This is a genomic window from Rathayibacter sp. VKM Ac-2927 (assembly GCF_022815525.1).
Lineage (GTDB): Bacteria > Actinomycetota > Actinomycetes > Actinomycetales > Microbacteriaceae > Rathayibacter > Rathayibacter festucae.
On sequence record NZ_JALGRT010000007.1, the window covers coordinates 216,145 to 238,202 of the forward strand.

Genomic DNA, 22,058 nt, shown 5'->3' on the forward strand with positions numbered 1-22,058 from the left:
GGACGGAGCCCGTAGGGTGGGGAGCATGAGCACGTCATCCGACGGCGCGCCCCGACGCCCGCGCACCACCGCGCCGCGCGCCGCCGGCGCCGCCCCCGCGCGCCGCGCCGCCCCCGCTCCGCGCACCCGGACCCGCACCGCGAGCTCGAGCGCCGCGGCCTCGGGAGGCCGCTTCGCCGCGCTCCGCCGACGCTACGGGGCCGCGACGGCGTCGATCCTCCTCGCGATCGTCGTCGTCCCGATCGCGTTCTTCGTCTGGTACGCGATCATCTCGCTCGGCGCCTACCCGGGCGACCAGGCCGTCAGCGACCTGCTCGTGGGCGTCCTCTACACCGCGATCATCCACGCGCTCCTGCTCGCCGGCGTGCTGCTCGGCGTCTCCTCGATCCGCGCGCGACGCCGCGAGGGCCGTCCGGCGATCGCCGGCTGGATCGGCGTCGGGCTGAACGTGCTCGTCGTCCTCTTCTGGGAGCTGCTCGTCTCGCCGTGGCTCGTCGAGCTCTGGAACCGGGCCGTCGGCGCCTGACCCACCGGTCCCCGCCGGCCCCCGCCGGCAGGCGACCGATCCGCTCGACCACCGGCCCCTGTGCTCTGGTAGGCTCCTCAGGTTGCCGTCCAACGGCCGCGGATCAAGAGAGCCCACGCATCAGGCGCCGGGCACCGCGCAACGAGAGAGAGGGGATCCCATTCATGGCACTCGAAGCAGACGTCAAGAAGGCGATCATCGAAGAGTACGCGACCCACCCCGGTGACACCGGATCCCCCGAGGTGCAGGTGGCCGTCCTGACCAAGCGGATCAAGGACCTCACCGAGCACCTCAAGGAGCACAAGCACGATCACCACTCGCGACGTGGTCTGCTGCTGCTCGTGGGTCAGCGCCGTCGACTCCTCGGCTACCTGTCGGACGTGGACATCAGCCGCTACCGCTCGCTGATCGAGCGTCTCGGCCTGCGTCGATAGTCCTCCCCGCTCCTCCCCTCACCGGGTCGAGCGCGGGGTCTCGATGACACCGCGATCTTCTTCAGAACGGGCCGCTCTCCTCCGGGAGGGCGGCCCGTTCCGCGTTCCCGGCCACCGAGTTCCCCGGCATCGCGCGCCCCGGCGGCGTGCTCAGTCCAGGCGCTCCGGCCGGTCGACGCCGCCCCAGGAGAAGCCGGCCGACGCCGCGAACCAGTCGGCCGCCGACCGCGCGAGCGCGGCGTCCGCCTCGGGTCGTCCGGGCAGCGCCAGGGCCTCGGCGAGACCGGGGAGGGTCCACCGGTCGTCGAGGGCCTTCGCCTGCGCCCGCTGCCAGGCGTCCGAGCAGGCGGGCTCGCCGGCCGCCCGGGTGATCGACGCGGCGCCGGGGGCGGCGCCGTCCCGCACGAGCGCGAGCGCGCAGGTCAGCGCCGCCGTCCGGACCACGCTCCGCGGCGCTCGCGCCGGCTCGGTGGCCCGCACCTGATCCTGGGCGCCGACGATCGCCGTCAGCGCGAGGAACAGCCGGGTCGCCTCCTCGTCCGGTCGCGGCGCCAGCCGGCCCGGACCGGCCGAGATCGCGGCGGACGCTCCCGGAGGGAGCACCAGGCCGCGACCGATCCGAGCGGAGTACGCGCTCAGCAGACCGGTGACTCCGGCGTCGCGGCGCGGGTCGCTCTGACCGACCACCCCGCGCACCCCGGGATCGCTCAGCACCCAGGCGACGGGGGTGTCATTGTGGATGGTCAGACTCCGGTGGTCGGCGTCGACGCAGGCCAGCAGATGCCCGGCCAGCGCCTCGCCCTCGCGGTCGACCACTGAGGAGGCGGCGAGCAGCTCGCGCGGCTCGTCGCACGGCCCGGTCGTCCCGCCGGCCGCGGAGGGCAGCCCGGCGAGGGGAGCGAGGGCGGCGAGGGCGAGCGCGAGCACCGCGATCGCGGCGGCGGAGGCGGCGGTCGCGCCGAGGAGCCGGCCGGGGGAGTCGCGGCGACGCACGGCGGCGACGGAGCGAGTCGGCCGCACTCCACCCCGCCGCACCCGATCGAGCGCGGACGCCACCGTGCCTCGACGCACCATGCGGGACTCCCTCTCCTCGGAGGCTAGACCCGGAACCGGGCCCTGACCAGGCCCTGAGCGCGACCGGTGGGGAAGGGACGGGAATTCCTTCGAGAATTCTCCGGTCCGGTGCATCCGCGGAGGCCCCTCGGCCGGAAGTAGTGGTGAAGGCCCTTCTCGAGAACCCACCGACCCGCCCGCGGGTCCCGTCGTGAAAGAGGAACACCGTGACCACCTCCCGCCTCACCCACCGCCTGCTCGCCGGAGCCTGCCTCGGCACCCTCGCCGTCGCCGGTCTCGCCGCCGCCCCCGCGAGCGCGGCCGACGCCGACTCGGCCGACCTCTACGTGCTGCACGCGGTCCCCGACACCCCGGTCGACGTGTACGTCAACGGAGCACTGACGCTCGACGACTTCACGCCCGGCTCGCTGGCCGGCCCGCTCGACCTGCCCACCGGGACGTACACCGTCGCGATCACCGCCGCGGACGCCGCCGACGCGAGCGCTCCCGTCATCGGCCCGGTCGACCTCGCGCTCGAGGCCGGCAAGAGCTACACCGTCGCCGCGCACCTCACGCCCGACAACACCCCCACCGCGACGCTGTTCCCGAACGACATCTCCGCCACCGCGGCCGGAGAGGGACGCCTCACGGTCCGCCACATCGCCGCGGCGCCCGCCGTGGACATCCTCGCCGGCGGCTCGCCCGTGCTGACGAACGTGACCAACCCGAACGAGGGCGTCCTGAACCTCGCTCCGGCCACGATCTCGACCGTGGTCGCCGCGACCGGGACCACCACCCCGGTCATCGGCCCGGCCGACGTCCAGGTCCAGGAGGGCGTCAACACGATCGTCTACGCCTGGGGCAGCCTGGAGAAGGGCAACCTCGCCCTCGCGACGCAGACCATCGGCGGTCTGCACTCCTCGCCGTCCGGTGTCCCCGCCGGTGAGGCCGGCCTCGCCGCCGACAACCGCACCGACGCGGCCGCGGGCTGGTGGGGCGCTGCCGCCCTCGCCTCGCTCGCGCTGATCGGCGCCGCACTGGTCGGCCGCCGCAAGGCCGCCGCCGGTCGCTGACCGACGCGGACGACCGCCGGTCCCCGACCGGCACCGAAGACCGCCGGCCCGGTGTGCCCCCGCACCCGGGCCGGCCGCCGACCACGACGAGAGGAGGACGTGATGAGCAGGATCCCCACCCGGCCGCGCGCTCTCCTCGTGGTCGGCGCGATCGCGGTCGGCCTCGGCCTCGGCGGCTGCTCGGCACAGGCGGTCGGGGTCGTGCCCGCCCCTGACGCGAGTGCGCCGCTCCCGACGTCGACGCCGGCCGCGATCCCCTCCAGCACTCCCGGCCCGTCCGCCGCCGCGGTGCCGGACGTCCCGGTCGCGGACGCCCGCCTCGGTGCGACTCCCGCGCCGGTGGTGCTCGCGCCGACGCGCCTGGTCGTCGACGGCCTGCCGATCGACATGCCCGTGCAGCCGGTCGGCGTCGCCGACGACGGCACGATGGAGCTGGTCGCCGACACCGACGTGGCCGGCTGGTACCGCTACGGCCGGGGGCTCGACGCCGCGGAGGGGACGACCGTGATCGCCGCCCACGTCGACTCCCTCACCTACGGCCTCGGCCCGTTCGCCGAGCTGAAGAAGGCGCAGCCCGGCCAGCGCATCGGCCTCACGGGCGACGACGGCGTCCAGCGTGTCTACACGGTGGACACCGTCGAGACCACGGAGAAGACCACGGTCGACCTCTCCAGCGTCTTCGTCCAGGACGGCGCTGCCCGGCTGGTCCTGATCACCTGCGGCGGCGACTTCGACTACGACACCCGCCACTACCTCAGCAACGTGGTCGTCACCGCGACCCCCTCGCCGTGACCGCCCGACGATGACTCCCGCCGGCCGCTTCCGTGCTCCCGCCGTGAGCGAGCCGTAGCATGAGCGTCACCGCAGCGCCGCCGGCCGCAGAGCCACTCGCGACCGGGCTCCGCTGCCGCCCCCAGTCCAGGAGGACCCCCCTGAGCGACGCCCAGACCCGCGAGCCCGACGACGAGGCCGCCGACGAGCGCGCCCTCGTCCAGCGCCTCGGCCTCCGGTTCGCCGCGGGGGAGGAGTCGGCGCTCGCCGAGGCCTACTCCCGCTGGTCCCCGCTCGTGTTCACCCTCGCCCTGCGCTCGCTCGGCGACCGCGGCGACGCCGAGGACGTCGTCCAGCGGGTCTTCGTCTCCGCCTGGACCGGGCGCGGCAGCTTCGACCCCGGCCGCGCGGCGCTCGGCGCCTGGCTGGTCGGAATCTCGCGCAAGCGCATCGCGGACGCCCACGAGAACCGCTCGCGCGAGCGCCGGCTCACCGCCGCGCTGGTCGCGGTCGCCCCGGCGGACGAGGGCGAGCCGGCGGTCGATCTCGAGGAGCGGGTCCTGGTGGCCGACGAGCTCGCCCGCCTCGACCCTGTCCCGCGGCGGGTGATGAGCCTCGCCTTCTACGACGACCTGACCCACACCGAGATCGCCGAGCTGACGGGCCTGCCGCTCGGCACCGTCAAGAGCCACATCCGCCGCAGTCTCGACAGACTCCGCTCCCGATTGGAGGTGAGCAGCACATGACCCACCTCGATCCCGACGAGCTCGCCCTCCTCGCCCTCGGCGAGGACTCCTCCGCCGACGCCGCCGCCCACCTCGAGGCGTGCCCCGAGTGCGCTCAGCAGCTGGTCGAGCTCGGCCACGCCGCCGGTCTCGGCCGGCAGAGCCGCTCGCTGACCCTCGAGGCGCCGCCGGCGGAGGTCTGGGACCGGATCCGCGGGGAGCTCGCGCTGGGGAGCGCGGATGCGCCGATCGCCCCGGTCACCGCGCTCCCGGTGGGCCGCCACACGCCCTCGCACCGCCGACCGCGCGCTCGCCGGCTGCTCCCCGCAGCGCTCGCCGCCCTCGCGGCCCTGGCGATCGGCGTCGTCGGCGGCTTCTGGCTGCAGGCGTCGCAGGGCACCGACGCGGTCGTGGTCGCCCGCGCCGATCTCGCCGCCTTCCCCGACTGGCAGGGCGCGAGCGGCAGCGCCGAGCTCGAGGACGCCGACGGCGAGCGCCGGCTGGTCGTGCACCTCGACGCGGCCGGCGCGACCGACTCCTACCGCGAGGTCTGGCTGATCGCCGCCGACGCCACCGGACTGGTGGGGCTCGGGGTGCTGGACGGCACGGACGGCCGCTTCACGGTCCCCGCCGACATCGACCTCTCCGAGTACTCGCTCGTCGACATCTCCGAGGAGCCCGACGACGGAGACCCGCAGCACTCGGGAGACTCGATCGTCCGCGGGCCCCTACGCGAGGGCTGAGCGCGCGCCGGGCCGGACCGGCCGAGGCGTCAGACCGCCCCGGTCCGCTCCGCCAGCAGCGCGGTGAGGGCCTGCACGGCCGCGGAGGGACGCTGCGCACTGCAGACCGAGACCTCCCAGACCAGCCCGGGCCAGTCGAGCTCGATCGCGGTCACCCCCTCCAGTGGCGCGATGCCCGATCGGGGGACCACCGCCGGTCCCAGACCGGCCTGCACGAAGAGCGGGATGGCGGGCAGATCGGCGACCTCGGTCGCGACCCGTCGCGTCGCTCCCGCCGCGCGGAAGGCCCGGTCCACGCTGACGCGGTTGCCGAACCCGGATGGGGTGTCGATGAACGCCGCGCCCTCCAGGTCCGCGGGGGAGGGCCGCACGAGCCCCGCCAGCGGGTCCGCGCTGTCGACCAGCAGCACGTACCGGTCGCGGACGACGGTCGTCACGGCGAGATCGTCCAGCTCGGCGACAGGCAGCGCGAGCAGCGCGACGTCGAGCCGGCCACGGCGCAGGTCCTCCGCCAGCCCGGTCGATCCGCTCGGCGAGGTGCGCAGGAGCAGGTCGACCAGCGGATGCCGCCGCCGGAACGCGCCGAGGACACCCGGCAGGTCGAGGATGTCGAGCGCCGAGAAGGTGCCGACCCGGACCCGGCCGCGGAGCCCCGCCGCGTCCTCCGCCGCGAGCGAGCGCATCCGGTCGACGCTGTCGATCGCCGCGCGGGCCGAGGGCAGCAGCGCCTCGCCGACGGCCGTCAGCGCCACGCGCCGCGTCGAGCGGGTGAACAGCGGCGCCCCCAGGTCCTGCTCGAGCGCGCGGACGGTCGCCGACAGCGTCGACTGCACCACGTAGAGGCGGGCGGCCGCGCGGGTGAAGCTGAGCTCCTCCGCGACGGCGACGAAGGCGGCGAGCTGACGATCGTCCATCCGAGAATCATGCAGGATCGTCGATCAATGCGTCCATGATCCTCCGTTGGACGTGGACGATCGGGAGGAGCAGTCTGGGCGCATGCCGACCACCGGAACCCCCGCCGAGCGCACGACCGCCCGCACCGCCTCCTCCGCCGCACGCCGCCCCGAGCTCGGGCACCACCTCGGCTTCTGGGTGATCGCGGTCGCCTTCCTCTCCGTGATGGCCTTCTCGACCGTGCCGACCCCGCTCTACGCGATCTACCAGCAGCGCGACGGCTTCCCCGCCTTCGTCGTGACGGTGATCTTCGCGGCCTACGCCGTCGGAGTGGTGGCCAGCCTCTTCCTCGCCGGTCACGTCAGCGACTGGCTCGGCCGGCGGCGCATCCTGCTCGCCGCGATCCTCGTCGAAGTGCTGGCGAGCATCGTCTTCCTGCTCTGGCCGGACGTGCCGGGCCTGATCGTCGCCCGCCTGCTGACCGGCATCGGCGTCGGCGCGCTCACCGCGACCGCCACCGCCCACCTCTCCGAGCTCCGCGCGATCGCCCGGCCGGAGGAGGGACCCGGCGCCTCGCGCGCCGTCTCGACCCTCGTCAACGTCGGCGGCCTCGCCCTCGGCCCGCTGATCGGCGGCGTCCTCGCGGTGACCGTCGACCGCCCCCTCGTCGTGCCCTACGAGGTCTTCCTGGTACTGCTCGTCGTGCTCGGCATCGCGGTCGCCCTCGTCCCCGAGACCGTCGAGCGCCGCGAGGAGCTGCCCGCCTACCGCCCGCAGCGGCTCGCCGTCCCCGCCGCCTCGCGCGGCACCTTCCTGTCGGCCGCGGTCGGCGCGTTCGCCGGCTTCGCCGTCTTCGGCCTCTTCACCTCGCTCGCACCGATCTTCCTGGCCGGCCGCTTCGGCGAGACCTCGCACCTGCTGGCGGGCGTCGTCTCCTTCGGTGTCTTCGCCGCCGGAGCCGTCGCCCAGCTGACCGCCGCGCGCCTGCCGGTCCGCCGCGCGCTGCTCCTCTCCGCCGCGGCCCTCACCGTCGGGCTCGCCCTGGTCGCCTGGGGCGCCGTCGCCGTGGTGCTGCCCGCCTTCATCGGCGGCGGCGTGATCGCCGGGGCCGGCGTCGGCCTGATCTTCCGCCTGGCGCTCGGGGTCGCCGGCTCGCTCGCCTCCGACGAGACCCGCGGCGAGGTCCTCGCCGGGATGTTCCTCGCCTCCTACGTCGGTCTCGCGGTCCCGGTGCTCCTGATCGGCGCGGCGCTCGCCGTGCTCCCCGCCGTCCCGGTGCTGGTCGGCTTCGTCGCGATCGTGCTCGCGCTGGTGCTGGTGGCGATCGCGCGGATGCTGCGCTCGGCCGTCTGAGGACGCCCGCCGCGGGAGGCGGGCGCGGCCCGCGACACGGGCGGCCCCGGCGCTCCATGATGGAGGCATGAAGCTCTTCTCGTTCGGCCGCTCCGACTCCGACCCCCTGCCCGCCGGCGACCGCGGCTCGGGCAAGCTCGACGACTACGACTACGAGCTGCGGCCGAAGTCCAAGCGCGGCGACACCCTCCTGGGCATCGCCGACTCCCTGCCGCACCAGGACGAGCTGGCCCGCGTGCACGCCCTCGGCGAGGAGGAGATCACGGCGGTCATCCCGCGCCGCACGATCGAGGAGGAGCGCACCGACGCCCCGATGCCGGTCCGCCTCTTCGCGAACCACCGGCCGACCGATCTCGTCGGCTACGTGCCCCGCGGGCTCGAGAACGTGGTCGAGGCGGCCCTGGCCCGGCTCGCCGAGGCCGGCAAGCAGCCGCGCATCCCCGCCCGCATCGTGAAGGGCAAGGGCGGTCTCCGGGTCCAGCTGCTGATGCACGAGACCCGTGGCTGACGCCGAGGGCCCGGCCGGCGCCGACCGCTCGGCGGCCGGCTTCTGGGACGAGCCGGCTGCGGCGGGTCCGCCGGCCGGCTGGTACCCGGACCCGGCGCAGGTGAACACGCAGCGCTACTGGGACGGCCGCGCGTGGACCGGCGACCTCGCTCCGCTCGCACCGCCCGCGGCCCCGCTCGGCAACGCCGCCGCGACCGCGTCTCTCGTCCTCGGGATCCTGGGCGTGCTCCTCACCCCGATCCCGCTGTTCATCGGCCTGCTGCTCGGCGGCCCGCTCGACCTGCTCGCCGTCGTCTTCGGTGTCGTCGGACTCGTCAAGGGCGGCGCGCGGCGGGGCGCGGGCGTGACCCGCGCGGTGGTCGGACTCGTCCTCGGCGCGCTGATGCTCGCGGCGATCACCGTCGGGGCCGGCACGATCTGGTAGCCGTGCGGCGGTGATCCCGGGGCGGAGCCGCGCGGCGATCCCGCGGTTCCTGGTCGATCGGGGCCCGCACTGATAGCATGAACCGGTTCCGAATCCGGGAGCGACCGCCGGTCGCCGTCGGGTTCGAACCACGGAGCAGGCCGGCAGGAAGCTGGTCCTCGGTGGTGGAGTCCCGGTTCGCGACATCACGCGCTGCTGCAGCGCAGTGGACGATGTCGGGCAGACCCGGAGCCCTTCTACTGGTGGCCAGCACGAACGCCCTCCACACGACGGCACGGCGCGAAGCCCTGCCGTGGGATCGCGTGCGATTCCTGACCGTCATGCCGCTCCGACGAACGCCGGCGCCCAGAGGGGTGCCGCTGCAGACGTTAAGGAGACAGACCTCTTGGAAGGTCCTGAAATCACATTCGCCGAAGCCGTTCTCGACAACGGCTCGTACGGCACCCGCACCGTCCGCTTCGAGACCGGCCGCCTCGCGCAGCAGGCTCAGGGCGCGGTCGCCGCGTACCTCGACGAGGACACCATGCTCCTCTCCGCCACCTCGGCGTCGAAGAACCCGAAGGACAACTTCGACTTCTTCCCGCTGACCGTCGACGTCGAGGAGCGCTCCTACGCCGCCGGCAAGATCCCCGGCTCGTTCTTCCGCCGCGAGGGCCGCCCCTCCACCGAGGCGATCCTGGTCTGCCGTCTGATCGACCGGCCGCTGCGCCCCTCGTTCGTCGAGGGCCTGCGCAACGAGGTCCAGATCGTCATCACGGTCCTCAGCATCGCCCCGGACGAGTTCTACGACGCCCTCGCGATCAACGCCGCGAGCGCCTCGACCCAGATCTCCGGCCTGCCCTTCTCGGGCCCGGTCGCCGGTGTGCGCCTCGCGCTCATGTCCGACGGCTCCGGCAACGACCAGTGGGTCGCCTTCCCCAAGGCCTCGCAGCTCGAGAACGCCGTCTTCGACCTCACCGTGGCCGGCCGCGTCGTCACCAACGAGGACGGCTCCTCGGACGTCGCCATCATGATGGTCGAGGCCGAGGCCACCGACGTCTCGTGGAACCTCATCAAGGCGGGCGCCACCAAGCCCGACGAGGCCGTCGTCGCCCAGGGCCTCGAGGCCGCCAAGCCCTTCCTCCGCGCGCTCGTCGAGGCGCAGTCGAAGCTGGCCGCCGAGACCGCGAAGCCGGTCAAGGACTACCCGGTCTTCCTGCCCTACGCGCAGGAGACCTACGACAACGTCGCCGAGCTCAGCTACGACGAGCTCGTCCGCGTCTACCAGATCGCCGACAAGGTCGAGCGTCAGGACGCCGACGACGCCCTCAAGGCGAAGGTCAAGGAGCAGATCGCCGAGCGCATCGCCTCCGGCCGCCTCTCCGCCGAGGCCTTCGCGCAGGTCGGCGCCGCGTACAAGTCCGTCACGAAGGTGGTCGTCCGCGGCCGCATCCTCCGCGACGGCGTCCGCATCGACGGCCGCGGCCTGGCCGACATCCGACCGCTCGACGCCGAGGTGCAGGTCATCCCGCGCGTCCACGGCTCGGCGATCTTCCAGCGCGGCGAGACCCAGATCCTGGGCGTCACCACGCTGAACATGCTCAAGATGGAGCAGCAGATCGACTCGCTGTCGCCCGTCACGAAGAAGCGCTACCTGCACCACTACAACTTCCCGCCCTACTCGACCGGTGAGACCGGCCGCGTCGGGTCGCCGAAACGTCGCGAGATCGGGCACGGCTTCCTCGCCGAGCGCGCCCTCGTGCCGGTGCTGCCGAGCCGCGAGGAGTTCCCCTACGCGATCCGCCAGGTGTCCGAGGCGCTCAGCTCCAACGGCTCCACCTCGATGGGCTCCGTCTGCGCATCGACCCTGTCGCTCCTCAACGCCGGTGTGCCGCTGCGCGCCCCGGTCGCGGGCATCGCGATGGGCCTCGTCTCCGACGTGGTCGACGGTCACACCCGCTACGCGGCGCTGACCGACATCCTGGGCGCCGAGGACGCGCTCGGCGACATGGACTTCAAGGTCGCCGGCACCTCCGAGTACGTCACGGCCATCCAGCTCGACACGAAGCTCGACGGCATCCCGTCGTCGGTCCTCGACGCCGCGCTCAAGCAGGCCAAGGACGCGCGCACCACGATCCTCGCGGTGCTCACGGCGGCCATCGACCAGCCCGACGAGATGGCCCCGACCGCGCCCCGCGTGATCTCGGTCCAGATCCCCGTCGACAAGATCGGCGAGCTGATCGGCCCCAAGGGCAAGACGATCAACGCGATCCAGGACGAGACCGGCGCCGACATCTCCATCGAGGAGGACGGCACCGTCTACATCGGTGCCGTCGACGGACCGTCGGCCGAGGCCGCTCGCGCCCAGGTCAACGCCATCGCGAACCCGACCAACCCCGAGGTCGGCGAGCAGTTCCTCGGAACCGTCGTCAAGATCGCGACCTTCGGTGCGTTCGTCTCGCTCCTCCCCGGCAAGGACGGCCTCCTGCACATCAGCGAGGTCCGCAAGCTCGCCGGCGGCAAGCGCGTCGAGAACGTCGAGGACGTCCTCGGAGTCGGCCAGAAGCTGCTCGTCTCGATCACCAAGATCGACGACCGCGGCAAGCTGTCCCTCGCGCCCGTCGTGGCCGAGGACGCCGAGGCGCCCGTCGAGGTCCCCGCCGAGAGCTGATCCCTCCCGCACGACCGACGCCCGTCCCACTCCGGTGGGGCGGGCGTCCGTCGTTCCTTGGTGCGGCCGCACCCCGGTGGGCCGGCGGCCCGTCGTCCGTGGGGTACGGTGGCGGGACCGTGCCGTCGCACCGCCCCGACCGGAGGACCCCGTGACCGACTCGACGCCCCCGGCCTTTGCGCCGGAGACGCCCCTTCCGCCCCGCCTCCTCGGAGCCACCGGTCTGCCCGTGCACCCGGTCGCCCTCGACGGCTCCGTCTTCGGCTGGGCCGCGAGCATCGACGAGACCACCGAGGTCCTCGACGCGTTCGCCGAGCTCGGCGGGACGCTGATCTCGACCGCCGACCACTACGCCACCGGGCGCAGCGAGTACATGATCGGCCGCTGGCTCGAGCAGTCCACCCGGCGCGACGAGCTGCTCGTCGCCACCAAGGTCGGCCGCCACCCCGACGCCCCGGGCCTCGCGGCCGAGGACGTGCGGGTCGCGATCGAGGGCTGCCTGGAGCGGCTCGGCACCCGGATCGACCTGCTCTCCTTCGACAGCGAGGACCCGGAGGTCCCGATCGCCGAGAGCCTCGCCGCCGTCGCCCCGTTCATCGAGAACGGCTCGGTCGGCGCCCTGGGCGCGGCGCACTTCAGCGGAGCCGCCCTGGCCGAGGCGGAGGCGGCGGCTCGCGACCTCGGCCTGCCCGCCTTCACCACGGTGATCGCCGAGTACAACCTGATGGAGCGCAAGCACTACGAGGCCGACGTCGCCCCCGAGGTGCTCCGCCAGGGTCTCGGCACCCTCGCCCGCCTGCCGCTCGCGAGCGGCTACCTGACGGGTCGGCTGCGCCACCGCTCCGACGAGCCGGAGTCGGTCATGTTCGAGGCCGCGCTCGACTACGTCGGCCGGCACGGCAACAAGGTGCTCGCGGCGCTCGACGAGGTCGCGGAGGCGCACGGCAGCAACCCCGGCACCGCCGCGCTCGCCTGGGTGCTCGCGCACCAGGAGGTCTCGGCCGTCATCGTGCGCGCCCGCGGCGCCGAGGAACTGGCGTCGATCTTCGGAGCCGCCACGCTGCCGATCACCCGGAGCGAGATCGCCCAGCTCGACCGCGCCTCCGCCTGAGCGGCGCCCCCACAGGTCGGTGGGCAGCACAGGCCGGCTCGGCAGCACCCCGCCGGAGCAGGGGCGCTGCCGAGCCGGCGGTCAGCGACGCAGGATGCGCGCCTCCCACGGTCCGAGCGTCGAGCCCGACGCGCCCGCGACGTTGCCCAGCACCGTCTCGGCTGCGGCCCACTCCTCGAGCAGCGCGACCTCGAGCGGCTCACCGGAGACGTTGCCGACCACGAGCAGCTCGCTCGCCCCGGTGCGGGTGAACGCGAAGAGCGTCGGATGCTCGGCCTCGAGCAGGGCGAAGCGGCCCAGCTGCACCGTCTCGTCCTCGTGCCGCAGCGCGATCAGCGCGCGGTAGTACTCGAAGACGGAGCGCTCCGCCCCGCGGTCGGCCGCGACGTTCACCTCGACGTGGTTCGGGTTGACCGGGATCCACGGCTCGCCCGTCGTGAAGCCGGCCTGCGGTCCGCCGTCCCACTGCACCGGCGTCCGCGCGTTGTCGCGGCTCTGCGCGCGCAGTCCCGCGAGCACCTGCTCCGGGTCCTCGCCGCGCTCCTCGACCGCCTCGGCGTAGTAGTTCAGCGACTCGACGTCGCGGAAGTCCTCGATGCCGGCGAACGGCACGTTGGTCATGCCGATCTCGTCGCCCTGGTAGATGTACGGCGTGCCGCGCTGCAGGTGCAGGAGCGTCGCCCAGAGCGTGGCCGACTCGTAGCGCCAGGCGCCGTCGTCGCCGAAGCGGGAGACCAGCCGGGGCTGGTCGTGGTTGCCGAGGTAGAGGCTGTTCCAGCCGCGCTCGGCCAGTCCGTCCTGCCAGCGGGCGAGATTCGCCTTGAGGGCGACGAGATCGAGTGGGATCGGGTGAAACTTGTCGACGCCGTGGTCGATCCCGACGTGCTCGAACTGGAAGACCATGTCGAGCTCGCGCCGCTCCGGGTCGGTGACGAGCACCGCCTCCTCGAGCGTGACGCCCGGCATCTCGCCGACCGTCATCAGCGCGGCGTCGCGCCCGGCGAACACCGCCTCGTTCATCTCGCGGAGGTACTCGTGCAGCCGGGGGCCCACCCCGCCGACGATCCCGGAGCCGCCGCCCGGCCCGTCGATCTCCTCGACGTTCTTCGAGACCAGGTTGATGACGTCCATCCGGAAGCCGTCGACCCCGCGGTCGAGCCACCAGTTCATCATCGCGTGCACCGCGTGCCGGACCTCCGGGTTCTCCCAGTTGAGGTCGGGCTGCTGCACCGCGAAGAGGTGCAGGAAGTACTCGTCGGTCGCCGGATCGAGGGTCCAGGCCGGGCCGGAGAAGTAGGAGCGCCAGCCGTTGGGCTCGGCGACGTCGAGGCCCGCCTCCGCGGTCGCCTCGAGCTCGGCGTCCGGCGCGAGCACCGCCTCCCGAGCCGCGTTCTCGCGCCCCTGCCGCCACCAGTACCAGTCGCGCTTCGCGTCCTCCTGCGAGGAGCGCGACTGCACGAACCAGGCGTGCTCGTCGCTGGTGTGGTTCACCACGAGGTCCATCACCAGCTTGATGCCGCGCTCGTGCGCCTCGGCGAGCAGCAGGTCGAACTCCTCGAGCGAGCCGAACAGCGGATCGATGTCCTGGTAGTCCGAGATGTCGTAGCCGTTGTCGTGCTGGGGTGACGGGTAGACCGGCGACAGCCAGACGACGTCCACGCCGAGGTCGGCGAGGTGGTCGAGATGCGCGCGGATGCCGCCGAGGTCGCCGAATCCGTCGCCGTTCGAGTCGGCGAACGAGCGGGGGTAGATCTGGTAGACGACCGCGCTCGTCCACCAGGGCGTCGCGGGGGTCGGGGTGAGGGGCTCCATGGCCCGAATCTAGCCGCCGCCACCGACGCCGGCGGGGTCGCCGCACCGTCGCCGGGCACCCTCGCGAAACTGCCGGAGAACACCGTGTAACGATCGGATTAAGCGTTCCCGAGCGCCCCGCGAGGCGCCCGCCGCGCTCGGATACTCTCGGTCTCGGCGGACCCGACCGCCGCGGGGGAGTGGGCGAGTGGCGAGGGTGAAGGCCGGCTCCGGCGCGCGGACGACGCGCGGCACCGCGGCGCATCCGCCCCTCGCGGACAGCGGGCCCGTCGTGGCCCCCGCCGCCCTCCGCCGCTCGCTCGGCGACACGGCCGAGGCCCTCTTCCCGCTCGTCCTCGACGCCGCAGCGCTCGCGCGGCGCGAGGTCGACGGCCCCGAGCTGCTCGAGCGCTTCGCGGCCTGGGGCGGCGACGGCGTCGTCGTCGCGGACACGGCCGGATCCGCGCCGGGGGAGGAGCGGGTCGGCGCCTGGCTCGCCGGCCACCGCGACCGCGATCGGTTCCGGCTGCTCGGCCGATTCGGCGGCTCCCCGTCCGCCGTCGCCTCCCCGCGCGCCCTGGTGACCCGCGTCGAGGAGTCGCTGCGACGCCTCGGAGTCGAGCGACTCGACGTCCTCGCAGTCCGCCCCGACGGCGCCGGTCGCCTCGACCAGCTGCTCAGCGCCGTCGAGGTGCTGCTCGCGCGCGGTCTCGTCGGCACCGCCGTCGCCTCGGGATTCGCCGCCGAGGAGCTCTTCGAGGCGCGCGTGCTCGCCGGCCACGGCCACCCGCGGTTCGCCGGCGTCGAGCTGCCCTACAGCCTGCTCGACAGCACCCGGGCGGACGGCGACCTCGGTCTGGTCGCGGCCGGCCAGGGTCTCTCGCTGCTCTGCACGGCGCCGCTCGCGCACGGCTTCCTCGAGGGCGTCGAGCGCGGGCGACGGCAGCTCGGCCGGCTCCCCGACGGCGTCCTCGCCGCCGCCCACGTCGGGCGGCGCGGGCGGCGCGTGCTGGTCGCCCTCGACGCCATCGGCGCCGAGCTCTCGGCCACCCCGGCCGCCGTCGCACTGGCCTGGCTGCTCTCCCGGCCGGGAGTGACCGCGGCTGCGGTCGCCCCGCGATCTCCCGCCGACGTCGACGCCGTGGTGCGCGCCGTCTCGCTCGAGCTCGACGCCGGGCACCTGGCGGCCCTGGAGCGCGCCCGCCGCTGACGGGTCGCGCAGGGATCACCCGGTGCAGGTGGCCTAGGCTGTGCCGGATGAACCACGGTGTCGCACTCCCTCTCGAACAGCCGGAGACGACCATCGGGGCCGCCGGCGGCTCGCTCGTCCGCCGGACCGTCCTCTCGAGCGGTGTCCGCATCCTCAGCGAGGCGATGCCCGGGGCTCGCAGCGCGACGATCGGCTTCTGGGTCGCGGCCGGCTCCCGCGACGAGGCGCCCGCCCTTCCCGCGGTCGACGGCCGTCCCGCCGTGCCGTCCAACTTCGGCTCCACGCACTTCCTCGAGCACCTGCTCTTCAAGGGCACGGGCACCCGGTCTGCGCTCGACATCGCGGTCGCCTTCGACTCGGTCGGCGGCGAGCACAACGCGCTGACCGCCAAGGAGTACACCTGCTACTACGCCAAGGTGCAGGACCGCGATCTGCCGATGGCGGTCGAGGTCATCGGCGACATGGTCACGTCGAGCCTGCTCGACCCGGCCGAGTTCGAGACGGAGCGGGGCGTCATCCTCGAGGAGCTCGCGATGGCCGACGACGACCCGGCCGACGTCGCCAGCGAGCGGCTCTTCGAGGCCGTCTTCGGCGAGCATCCGCTCGGGCGCCCGATCGGCGGCACCCCCGCCATCATCGGCGAGGCCACCCGAGACGCCGTCTGGGCGCACTACCGCGCCGCCTACCGCCCGCGCGACCTCGTCGTCACGGTCGCGGGAGCGGTCGACCACGAGGTGCTCGTCGCGCAGCTCGAGCGCGTCCTCGCCGCCGACGGCTGGGATCTCGGCACGCCGGCCGCGCCGGTCGAGCGCCGGGTCGGCGGCTCGGCCGTCTTCACCCGCGGTACCGCCCTCTCGATCACGCACCGCCCGACCGAGCAGGCGAACCTGCTGATCGGCTTCCCCGGCCTGGCCGCCGCGGACGACCGGCGGATGACGATGGGCGTGCTGAACTCGATCCTCGGCGGCGGCATGTCCTCGCGCCTCTTCCAGGAGGTGCGCGAGAAGCGCGGCCTGGCCTACTCCGTCTACTCCTTCGCCCCGTCCTACTCCGACGCCGGGCTCTTCGGCCTCTACGCGGCCTGCACGCCGTCGAAGGCCGGCACCGTCGCCGAGCTGCTGCTGGCCGAGTTCACCCGGCTGGCGGAGCACGGCGTCACCGCCGAGGAGCTCGCCCGCGCCCGCGGCCAGCTCTCGGGCGCGGCAGCGCTCGCCCTGGAGGACTCGGACACCCGGATGTCGCGGCTCGGCCGCTCCGAGCTCACCTTCGGCGAGTTCGTCGACCTCGACGAGAGCCTGCGCCGACTCGCCCTCGTCGGCGCGGAGGACGTCCAGGCACTCGCGGCAGACTTGGCCCGGGGGCCGTCGTCGATCTCGGCCGTCGGGGCGGTCGACGAGTCGACCTTCGCCGGCATCGCCGAGATCGAGACCACTCCAGCGGCCTGATCCGCTCTGAGAACACCCGCTGACCGCGCACCGTCGCGCCGCACCAGGGAGGACCTCCGTGTCCCACTACATCTACCTCGTCCGCCACGGCGAGCAGCAGGACGCCGAGCACGGCATGCCCGACGGGCCGCTGTCGGCCCGTGGCGAGCGCCAGGCCCGGCTCATCGCCGAGCGGCTCGGCGGCGTCCCCTTCACCGGGGCGTGGCACTCGCCGCTGCGCCGGGCGGAGGAGACCGCCGCACGCTTCCAGGCGGTCCTGCCCGGGCTGTCGATCGAGCCGTCCTCGCTGCTGTTCGACTGCATCCCCTCCGGCCCGACCCCGGACATGCCGCGCGCCTTCGAGCCGTTCTTCGGCAGCGTCACCCCGGCCGAGATCGACGCCGGGCACGCGCAGATGCAGGACGCCGTGGCCGAGTTCCTCGCCCCGTCCCGCGAGGACCGCCACGACCTGCTCATCACGCACAACTTCGTCATCGGCTGGTTCGTCCGGCACGTCTTCGACGCCCCCGACTGGCGCTGGCTCGGCGTGAACCAGGCCAACTGCGGCCTGACGATCATCCGCGTCCGCTCCCGCAAGCCCCCGGTCCTCGTCGTCCACAACGACCTCGCCCACCTCCCGGTCGAGCTGCGCACCGGCCTCCCCGAGGCCCAGTCCTACTGACATCGCCTGCATGCTGATCGAGCAGCCCGCGCAGCGGGCGTCTCGAGATCCACCAGCGTCAGAACAGAAGCCTGCAGACCCGCCCTGCCGGCGACGGTCGGTCTCGATACGCCCCACCGGGGCTGCTCGACCAGCATGAAGCGGAGCTGTCGCCGTCCCCGTGATCGCGCAGTCGCCTGCGGCCGTGTCGCCCTCATGCTGATCGAGTAGCTCGCGCAGCGGGCGTATCGAGATCCCGCTCCGCCCGCAGTCCCACCCCACCCGCGGTCGTTAGGCTGGCACGGTGACCACCTCCGTCGCCGTCGTCGGTGCAACCGGCAAACTCGGCTCCCTCACCTGCTCGCTCCTCGAGGCCTCGGAGGAGTTCGACCTCGTCGCCCGGCTCGGCTCGCGCAGCGACCCGCGCGAGATGCTCGCGGCGGACGTCGTCGTGGACATGACGCTTCCCGCCGTCAGCCAGCAGATCGTCGACCTCGCCGTCGCGAACGGCAGGAAGGTGCTCGTCGGCACCTCCGGCTGGACCGGCGACCGCATCGCGGCGCTCCGCCGCAGCGTCGACGCGCAGCCCGGCGCGGGCGTGGTGATCATCCCCAACTTCTCGCTCGGCTCGGTCCTCGCCACCGCGCTGTCCACCGTCGCGGCGCGCTTCTTCGACGCGGTCGAGATCGTCGAGACCCACGGCGCGCGCAAGGTCGACTCGCCCTCCGGCACCGCCGTGCGCACCGCCGAGCTGCTGCTCCGCGCGCGCGCCGAGCTGGGCCCCGTTCAGGCGCCGCACACCGACCAGCGCGCCCGCGGCCAGCAGGTGGCGAGCATCCCGGTGCACAGCCTGCGCCTGCCCGGGGTCGAGGCGCGCCAGGAGGTGGTCTTCGGCGGCACCGGCGAGACGGTCACGATCCGCCATGACACCACGTCCTCCGCGTCCTACGAGGCCGGCATCCTCCGCGCCCTCGACGCCGTGCGCAGCACCACCGGCGTGGTCGTCGGCCTCGACGCGCTGATCGACCTCCGCGCCGCCTTCGACGCCGCACCCCTGGCCGAGCAGGTCCGCGACGAGCCGGCGATCAGCGACGACGTGCCCTCCGGCCAGGCCGCGGCCGCCACGAGCGCCCCGTGAGGACCCGCATCGGCGTCGGCCTGATGGCCGTCCTCCTCGCGCTCTACCTCTTCGTCTGCCTGCAGTACTCGTACGTCGCCTTCGCCGCCGGAACGGTGCCGGGCATCGTGATGGGCATCGGCCTGCTCGTCCTCGGCGGAGTCGGCGTCTGGGGGCTCGTGCGCGAGATCTCCTTCGGCGTCCGCGCCGAGAAGCTGGCCCGGCGCCTCGAGTCCGAGGACGCCCTGCCCTCCGAGGTCCTCGAATCCAGTGCGACCGGCCGACTCGACCGGACCGAGGCCGACGCGCTCTTCCCGCGCTACGCGGCCGACGTCGACGAGGACCCCGAGAGCTGGCGCGCCTGGTACCGGCTCGGCCTCGCCTACGACGCGAGCGGTGACCGCAAGCGCGCCCGCGGGGCGATCCGCCGCTCGATCGCCCTGGAGCGCGAGCGGCCCGCCTGATCGGCGGCGCTCAGTCCGCCAGCACCGCCTGCAGCGCCTCGGCCACCGTGCGGTGCCGGAAGACGAAGCCGTCGTCGAGCAGCCGCTGCGGCACCAGCCGCTGACTCGAGAGCAGCAGCTCGTGCCCCGCGTCGCGCAGTGCGAGCTCGATGATCTTCTCGGGGACGGGCAGCTTGAACGGCCGGTGCAGCAGCTCGGCCAGCGTGCTCATGACCTCGTTCGCCGTCGCGGCCTCGGGCCCCGCGAGGTTGACCGGGCCGGACAGCGACGAGGTCAGCAGGTGCCGGATCGCGGCGGCCTCGTCGTAGTGGCTGATCCACGGCCAGTACTGCTGTCCGCCGCCGAGCGGGCCGCTCAGTCCCAGCTTCGTCAACGGCAGCAGCGGCTTCAGGGCGCCGCCGTTCCCGAGCACGAGCCCGGTGCGCACCGTCACGACGCGCGCGGTCTCGGGAGCGAGCAGCGCCGCCTGCTCCCAGCGCTCGACGACGTCGGCGAGGAAGCCCTCGCCGCGGGGGGACTCCTCGGTCAGCTCCTCGCCCGGCCGGTCGCCGTAGTAGCCGACGGCCGAGGCGTTGAGCAGGATCGACGGGGGAGTGGACGCCATCCGCATCGCGTCGGTGATGGTCTGCGTGGCCTGCACCCGCGAATCGAGGATCTCGCGCTTGTACGAGGAGGTCCACGGGAGGCGGCTGATCGAGGCGCCCGAGAGGTTGATCACGGCGTCGACCCGGTCGAGCACGCTGAAGTCGAGCATGTGCGAGGCGGGCGCCCAGTGGAACTCGTCCGGGCTGGTCGGGGCGTGGCGGACCAGGCGGAAGATCTCGTGCCCGTCCGAGCGGAGCTGGCGCACCAGCTCCGAGCCGATCATGCCGCTCGCCCCGGAGATCAGGACCCGCAGCCGCTTCGGAGCCGCGGGCTCCTCCTGCGCGCGGGTCGCCGTGTCCGGCGCCTCGCCGGGCGGCACGGCCGGCCGCGGTGCCGCCGTGCGGGTGGAGCGCCGGGGGGAGTCGCCGGCGCTGCCGGTGCCGTCCTGGTCCGAGTGCCGTGCGGTCGATTCGCTCATGGTGCCTCCCGAGGCCCGTCGCGGGCCGCCCGCGAAGCGGGATTCAGCCTAGGGCCTCAGGCCCGGGAGCCGGCCGTGCGGCCGAGGACCCCGGCGCGCACCAGGAGCAGGTAGAGCTCGCAGCCCAGGCAGAGGCCGAACGCCGCGTTGAGGAAGGCGGCGAGGAAGGCGATCGCTGCGGCGACGGGGACCGCGCCCGGCACTCCGGCGAGGTGCAGGACGACTCCCGCGGCGGTGACGAGCAGCCCGACCAGCTGGGCGAAGCGCGGGGGGCGGGCGTCCTCCCACTCCGCCGGCGGAGCGAGGCGGGGCCGGATGAGGCGGCGGAAGACGACCGCCCAGGGCCCCGAGCCGACACCGCGGGAGGCCGACCAGGCGAACAGCGCCGCGAGGACCGCCAGCAGCAGGAAGCCGGGCTGGACGAGTCGGGCGGTGGAGTCCGCCGGCACCGGCGCCGCGAGCCCGAGCCCCACGGCAGCGAGCAGCAGCACGGCGGTGACGGAGGCGGCGAAGCGCGGTCCGCGCGGATCGACGGAGCCGGCAGGCGGGGCGGTGGTCATGCTGTCTCCAGTCGGTCGAGCTCGGCGAGGACGACGGCGCGGGCCGGAGCGCCGGCGATGCGGCTGCGGGCCACGCCGTCGGCGTCGAGCACGAGCAGGGTCGGGGTCTGCAGGATGCGGAAGCGGTCGGCCAGGTCGGCGCGGCGGGTCAGGTCGACGTCGAGGTGCACGACGCCGTCGCGACCGCCGGAGACGTCCGTGAGCATCCGGTGCACCGCCGGGCAGCGCGCGCAGTAGTCGGTGGAGAACTGCACGATCGTCGCTCGCCGGCCGAGGACCGCGCCGTCGACCAGCGCGGCCGGATCGATGCGCTCGGCGGAGGCGTCGGGCCGCGCGCGGACACGCCCGGCCGCGCGGCGGCGCAGCAGCCCGAGGGCGGTTCCGAGCGCGACGAGACCCAGCAGGGCGGCCGCGATCTGGAGAGGGTCCACGCGATCACGGTAGGCGCCGACTGCCCTGCACGCCCGTTCATTGCGCTCTGCGTCGACGGACCGTGCTCTATCGTCGAAGCCGTGACCGAGCAGAGCGAACCCGACAGCCCCGTTTTCCGCTCCGATGTCGTGGTCGAGCTCGTCCGCTCCAGTGCCCACGACTCCGATGTCCTCTTCGCCGCCCGCGTCTCGACGCAGGGCGAGAAGACCCTCGCCGGCGCCCTCGACGAGGAGTCGGCCGACAGCGAGCTGCAGGGCAAGCGCGACCGCGGCCTGATCAACTACCTGATGCGCGACCGCCACGGCTCGCCCTTCGAGCACAACTCGATGACCTTCTACGTGCAGGCGCCGATCTTCGTCTTCCGCGAGTTCATGCGGCACCGCATCGCCTCCTACAACGAGGAGTCGGGCCGCTACCGCGAGCTCCGCCCCGTCTTCTACGTGCCCGGCCCCCAGCGCAACCTCGTCCAGGTCGGCAAGCCCGGCGCCTACTCCTTCGAGCCCGGCACCCCCGAGCAGACGGAGCTCGTGGTAGACGAGACGCGACGCGCCAGCACCCAGGCCTTCGAGGCGTACCAGCGGATGCTCGGCGAGGGCGTCGCCCGCGAGGTCGCCCGCATCGTCCTGCCGCTCAACATCTACTCCTCGATGTACGTGACGCTGAACGCCCGCTCGCTGATGAACTTCCTCTCCCTCCGCACCAAGCGCGAGGACTCGACGTTCCCCTCCTTCCCGCAGCGCGAGATCGAGATGGCCGCCGAGCAGATGGAGCAGCACTTCGAGCAGCTCATGCCCCTCACCGCCGCCGCCTTCACCGCGAACGGCCGCGTCGCCCCCTAGCAGCGTCCCTGCCCGCACCGCGTCCGCTCTGCAGGCGCCTCTCCGTTGTGCAGGTACCTGTCCGGTCTGCAGGCGATCCGAGGACGAAGCCGCCTCGAGCCGCGCGCGTAGGCCCGGGCAGGCCGGGATCGCCTGCACACCGCACCACTCCCCGCGGAGGCATCACCCTCCACAGGAGCCGTGGCGTCGGATTCTCCACCGATCGGAGCCCGCGCCGCCCGCGCGCCCTTCC

23 protein-coding genes are annotated in these 22,058 nt (G+C 73.8%); 17 read left to right on the forward strand and 6 right to left on the reverse strand.

Annotated features, from left to right (window positions below; translation table 11 throughout):
• Positions 1-25: 25 nt before the first annotated feature.
• Together MT353_RS18900 and rpsO are read left to right on the forward strand one after the other, a co-directional pair.
• The gene (locus MT353_RS18900; protein WP_243625599.1) at positions 26-526 is read left to right on the forward strand and encodes a hypothetical protein; all 501 of its coding nucleotides are present in this window, start codon (positions 26-28) and stop codon (positions 524-526) included.
• 164 nt (positions 527-690) lie between these two features.
• Positions 691-960 carry a 30S ribosomal protein S15 gene (gene rpsO, locus MT353_RS18905; RefSeq protein WP_123447896.1) on the forward strand — a complete coding sequence of 90 codons (270 nt, stop codon included), beginning with the start codon at positions 691-693 and terminating at the stop codon, positions 958-960.
• A 150-nt stretch (positions 961-1,110) separates the two neighbouring features.
• Here rpsO and MT353_RS18910 read toward each other — a convergent pair whose 3' ends face one another.
• The gene (locus MT353_RS18910; protein ID WP_243625600.1) at positions 1,111-2,034 is read right to left on the reverse strand and encodes a hypothetical protein; all 924 of its coding nucleotides are present in this window, start codon (positions 2,032-2,034) and stop codon (positions 1,111-1,113) included.
• Between the two features lie 206 nt (positions 2,035-2,240).
• Here MT353_RS18910 and MT353_RS18915 point away from each other — a divergent pair, with 206 nt between their 5' ends.
• The 4 genes from MT353_RS18915 to MT353_RS18930 all read left to right on the forward strand — a co-directional run bounded on the left by MT353_RS18915 (position 2,241) and on the right by MT353_RS18930 (position 5,325).
• Positions 2,241-3,086: a DUF4397 domain-containing protein gene (locus tag MT353_RS18915; protein ID WP_243625601.1), complete on the forward strand. Its 846-nt coding sequence runs from the start codon at positions 2,241-2,243 to the stop codon at positions 3,084-3,086.
• Positions 3,087-3,188: 102 nt separating this feature from the next.
• The gene (locus MT353_RS18920) at positions 3,189-3,878 is read left to right on the forward strand and encodes a class F sortase (RefSeq protein WP_243616326.1); all 690 of its coding nucleotides are present in this window, start codon (positions 3,189-3,191) and stop codon (positions 3,876-3,878) included.
• Positions 3,879-3,937: 59 nt separating this feature from the next.
• Entirely contained in the window at positions 3,938-4,603 is a 666-nt protein-coding gene (locus tag MT353_RS18925; RefSeq protein ID WP_243598649.1) for an RNA polymerase sigma factor, read from the forward strand.
• Complete coding sequence (locus MT353_RS18930; RefSeq protein ID WP_243625602.1) at positions 4,600-5,325, forward strand: anti-sigma factor; 726 nt, start codon at positions 4,600-4,602, stop codon at positions 5,323-5,325. Before MT353_RS18925 ends, MT353_RS18930 begins: the two co-directional genes overlap by 4 nt.
• Positions 5,326-5,354: 29 nt before the next feature.
• Here the strand turns inward: MT353_RS18930 and MT353_RS18935 are convergent, their stop codons facing one another.
• Positions 5,355-6,239: a LysR family transcriptional regulator gene (locus tag MT353_RS18935; protein WP_123447890.1), complete on the reverse strand. Its 885-nt coding sequence runs from the start codon at positions 6,237-6,239 to the stop codon at positions 5,355-5,357.
• A gap of 82 nt (positions 6,240-6,321) precedes the next feature.
• Here MT353_RS18935 and MT353_RS18940 point away from each other — a divergent pair, with 82 nt between their 5' ends.
• The 5 genes from MT353_RS18940 (at position 6,322) to MT353_RS18960 (ending at position 12,265) form a co-directional block, all read left to right on the forward strand.
• A complete protein-coding gene (locus MT353_RS18940; protein WP_243616325.1) occupies positions 6,322-7,572 on the forward strand; it encodes an MFS transporter in 1,251 nt (416 codons plus the stop codon).
• A 67-nt stretch (positions 7,573-7,639) separates the two neighbouring features.
• Positions 7,640-8,080, forward strand: coding sequence for a hypothetical protein (locus MT353_RS18945; RefSeq protein ID WP_243616324.1), 441 nt, complete (start codon positions 7,640-7,642; stop codon positions 8,078-8,080).
• Positions 8,073-8,504: a DUF2510 domain-containing protein gene (locus MT353_RS18950; RefSeq protein ID WP_243598653.1), complete on the forward strand. Its 432-nt coding sequence runs from the start codon at positions 8,073-8,075 to the stop codon at positions 8,502-8,504. Before MT353_RS18945 ends, MT353_RS18950 begins: the two co-directional genes overlap by 8 nt.
• A 385-nt stretch (positions 8,505-8,889) precedes the next feature.
• A complete protein-coding gene (locus tag MT353_RS18955) occupies positions 8,890-11,154 on the forward strand; it encodes a polyribonucleotide nucleotidyltransferase (RefSeq protein WP_123447886.1) in 2,265 nt (754 codons plus the stop codon).
• Between the two features lie 151 nt (positions 11,155-11,305).
• Positions 11,306-12,265, forward strand: a complete 960-nt coding sequence (locus tag MT353_RS18960) for an aldo/keto reductase (RefSeq protein WP_243625603.1) — start codon at positions 11,306-11,308, stop codon at positions 12,263-12,265.
• A gap of 81 nt (positions 12,266-12,346) precedes the next feature.
• On the opposite strand, the gene MT353_RS18965 is transcribed toward MT353_RS18960, so the two are convergent.
• Positions 12,347-14,077, reverse strand: coding sequence for an alpha-glucosidase (locus MT353_RS18965; protein WP_243625604.1), 1,731 nt, complete (start codon positions 14,075-14,077; stop codon positions 12,347-12,349).
• Positions 14,078-14,264: 187 nt separating this feature from the next.
• On the opposite strand from MT353_RS18965, the gene MT353_RS18970 reads away from it, so the two are divergent.
• From MT353_RS18970 to MT353_RS18990, 5 genes are all read left to right on the forward strand, one after another.
• Positions 14,265-15,266, forward strand: a complete 1,002-nt coding sequence (locus MT353_RS18970; RefSeq protein WP_243625605.1) for an aldo/keto reductase — start codon at positions 14,265-14,267, stop codon at positions 15,264-15,266.
• 47 nt (positions 15,267-15,313) lie between these two features.
• Positions 15,314-16,711, forward strand: coding sequence for a pitrilysin family protein (locus MT353_RS18975; protein WP_243625606.1), 1,398 nt, complete (start codon positions 15,314-15,316; stop codon positions 16,709-16,711).
• Positions 16,712-16,769: 58 nt separating this feature from the next.
• Positions 16,770-17,372 (forward strand): histidine phosphatase family protein, encoded by a 603-nt coding sequence (locus MT353_RS18980; RefSeq protein WP_123447881.1) that lies wholly within the window; start codon positions 16,770-16,772, stop codon positions 17,370-17,372.
• Positions 17,373-17,655: 283 nt separating this feature from the next.
• On the forward strand, positions 17,656-18,489 hold the full coding sequence (dapB, locus tag MT353_RS18985) for a 4-hydroxy-tetrahydrodipicolinate reductase (RefSeq protein ID WP_243625607.1): 834 nt from the start codon (positions 17,656-17,658) through the stop codon (positions 18,487-18,489).
• Positions 18,486-18,932, forward strand: a complete 447-nt coding sequence (locus MT353_RS18990) for a hypothetical protein (protein ID WP_243587340.1) — start codon at positions 18,486-18,488, stop codon at positions 18,930-18,932. Before dapB ends, MT353_RS18990 begins: the two co-directional genes overlap by 4 nt.
• A 10-nt stretch (positions 18,933-18,942) precedes the next feature.
• On the opposite strand, the gene MT353_RS18995 is transcribed toward MT353_RS18990, so the two are convergent.
• From MT353_RS18995 to MT353_RS19005, 3 genes are read right to left on the reverse strand one after another with little or no spacing between them, the layout of a single operon-like run.
• Positions 18,943-19,995, reverse strand: a complete 1,053-nt coding sequence (locus MT353_RS18995) for a TIGR01777 family oxidoreductase (protein ID WP_279400894.1) — start codon at positions 19,993-19,995, stop codon at positions 18,943-18,945.
• Positions 19,996-20,051: 56 nt separating this feature from the next.
• Positions 20,052-20,555: a DUF4395 domain-containing protein gene (locus tag MT353_RS19000; protein WP_243598657.1), complete on the reverse strand. Its 504-nt coding sequence runs from the start codon at positions 20,553-20,555 to the stop codon at positions 20,052-20,054.
• Complete coding sequence (locus MT353_RS19005; RefSeq protein ID WP_243598658.1) at positions 20,552-20,986, reverse strand: thioredoxin family protein; 435 nt, start codon at positions 20,984-20,986, stop codon at positions 20,552-20,554. The genes MT353_RS19000 and MT353_RS19005 overlap by 4 nt, the downstream gene beginning before the upstream one ends.
• Positions 20,987-21,067: 81 nt before the next feature.
• Between MT353_RS19005 and thyX the strand changes: the two genes are divergently transcribed.
• Positions 21,068-21,826, forward strand: a complete 759-nt coding sequence (gene thyX, locus MT353_RS19010; protein ID WP_243598659.1) for an FAD-dependent thymidylate synthase — start codon at positions 21,068-21,070, stop codon at positions 21,824-21,826.
• The last annotated feature ends 232 nt before the right edge of the window (positions 21,827-22,058 follow it).

Excerpts from the sequence above, each read along its gene's own strand:
- MT353_RS18900 (WP_243625599.1), top strand. The coding sequence starts at position 26 with ATGAGCACGTCATCCGACGGCGCGCCCCGACGCCCGCGCACCACCGCG.
- rpsO (WP_123447896.1), top strand. The coding sequence starts at position 691 with ATGGCACTCGAAGCAGACGTCAAGAAGGCGATCATCGAAGAGTACGCG.
- MT353_RS18910 (WP_243625600.1), bottom strand. The coding sequence starts at position 2,034 with ATGGTGCGTCGAGGCACGGTGGCGTCCGCGCTCGATCGGGTGCGGCGG.
- MT353_RS18920 (WP_243616326.1), top strand. The coding sequence starts at position 3,189 with ATGAGCAGGATCCCCACCCGGCCGCGCGCTCTCCTCGTGGTCGGCGCG.
- MT353_RS18925 (WP_243598649.1), top strand. The coding sequence starts at position 3,938 with ATGAGCGTCACCGCAGCGCCGCCGGCCGCAGAGCCACTCGCGACCGGG.
- MT353_RS18930 (WP_243625602.1), top strand. The coding sequence starts at position 4,600 with ATGACCCACCTCGATCCCGACGAGCTCGCCCTCCTCGCCCTCGGCGAG.
- MT353_RS18935 (WP_123447890.1), bottom strand. The coding sequence starts at position 6,239 with ATGGACGATCGTCAGCTCGCCGCCTTCGTCGCCGTCGCGGAGGAGCTC.
- MT353_RS18940 (WP_243616325.1), top strand. The coding sequence starts at position 6,322 with ATGCCGACCACCGGAACCCCCGCCGAGCGCACGACCGCCCGCACCGCC.
- MT353_RS18945 (WP_243616324.1), top strand. The coding sequence starts at position 7,640 with ATGAAGCTCTTCTCGTTCGGCCGCTCCGACTCCGACCCCCTGCCCGCC.
- MT353_RS18965 (WP_243625604.1), bottom strand. The coding sequence starts at position 14,077 with ATGGAGCCCCTCACCCCGACCCCCGCGACGCCCTGGTGGACGAGCGCG.
- MT353_RS18975 (WP_243625606.1), top strand. The coding sequence starts at position 15,314 with ATGAACCACGGTGTCGCACTCCCTCTCGAACAGCCGGAGACGACCATC.
- MT353_RS18995 (WP_279400894.1), bottom strand. The coding sequence starts at position 19,995 with ATGAGCGAATCGACCGCACGGCACTCGGACCAGGACGGCACCGGCAGC.
- MT353_RS19000 (WP_243598657.1), bottom strand. The coding sequence starts at position 20,555 with ATGACCACCGCCCCGCCTGCCGGCTCCGTCGATCCGCGCGGACCGCGC.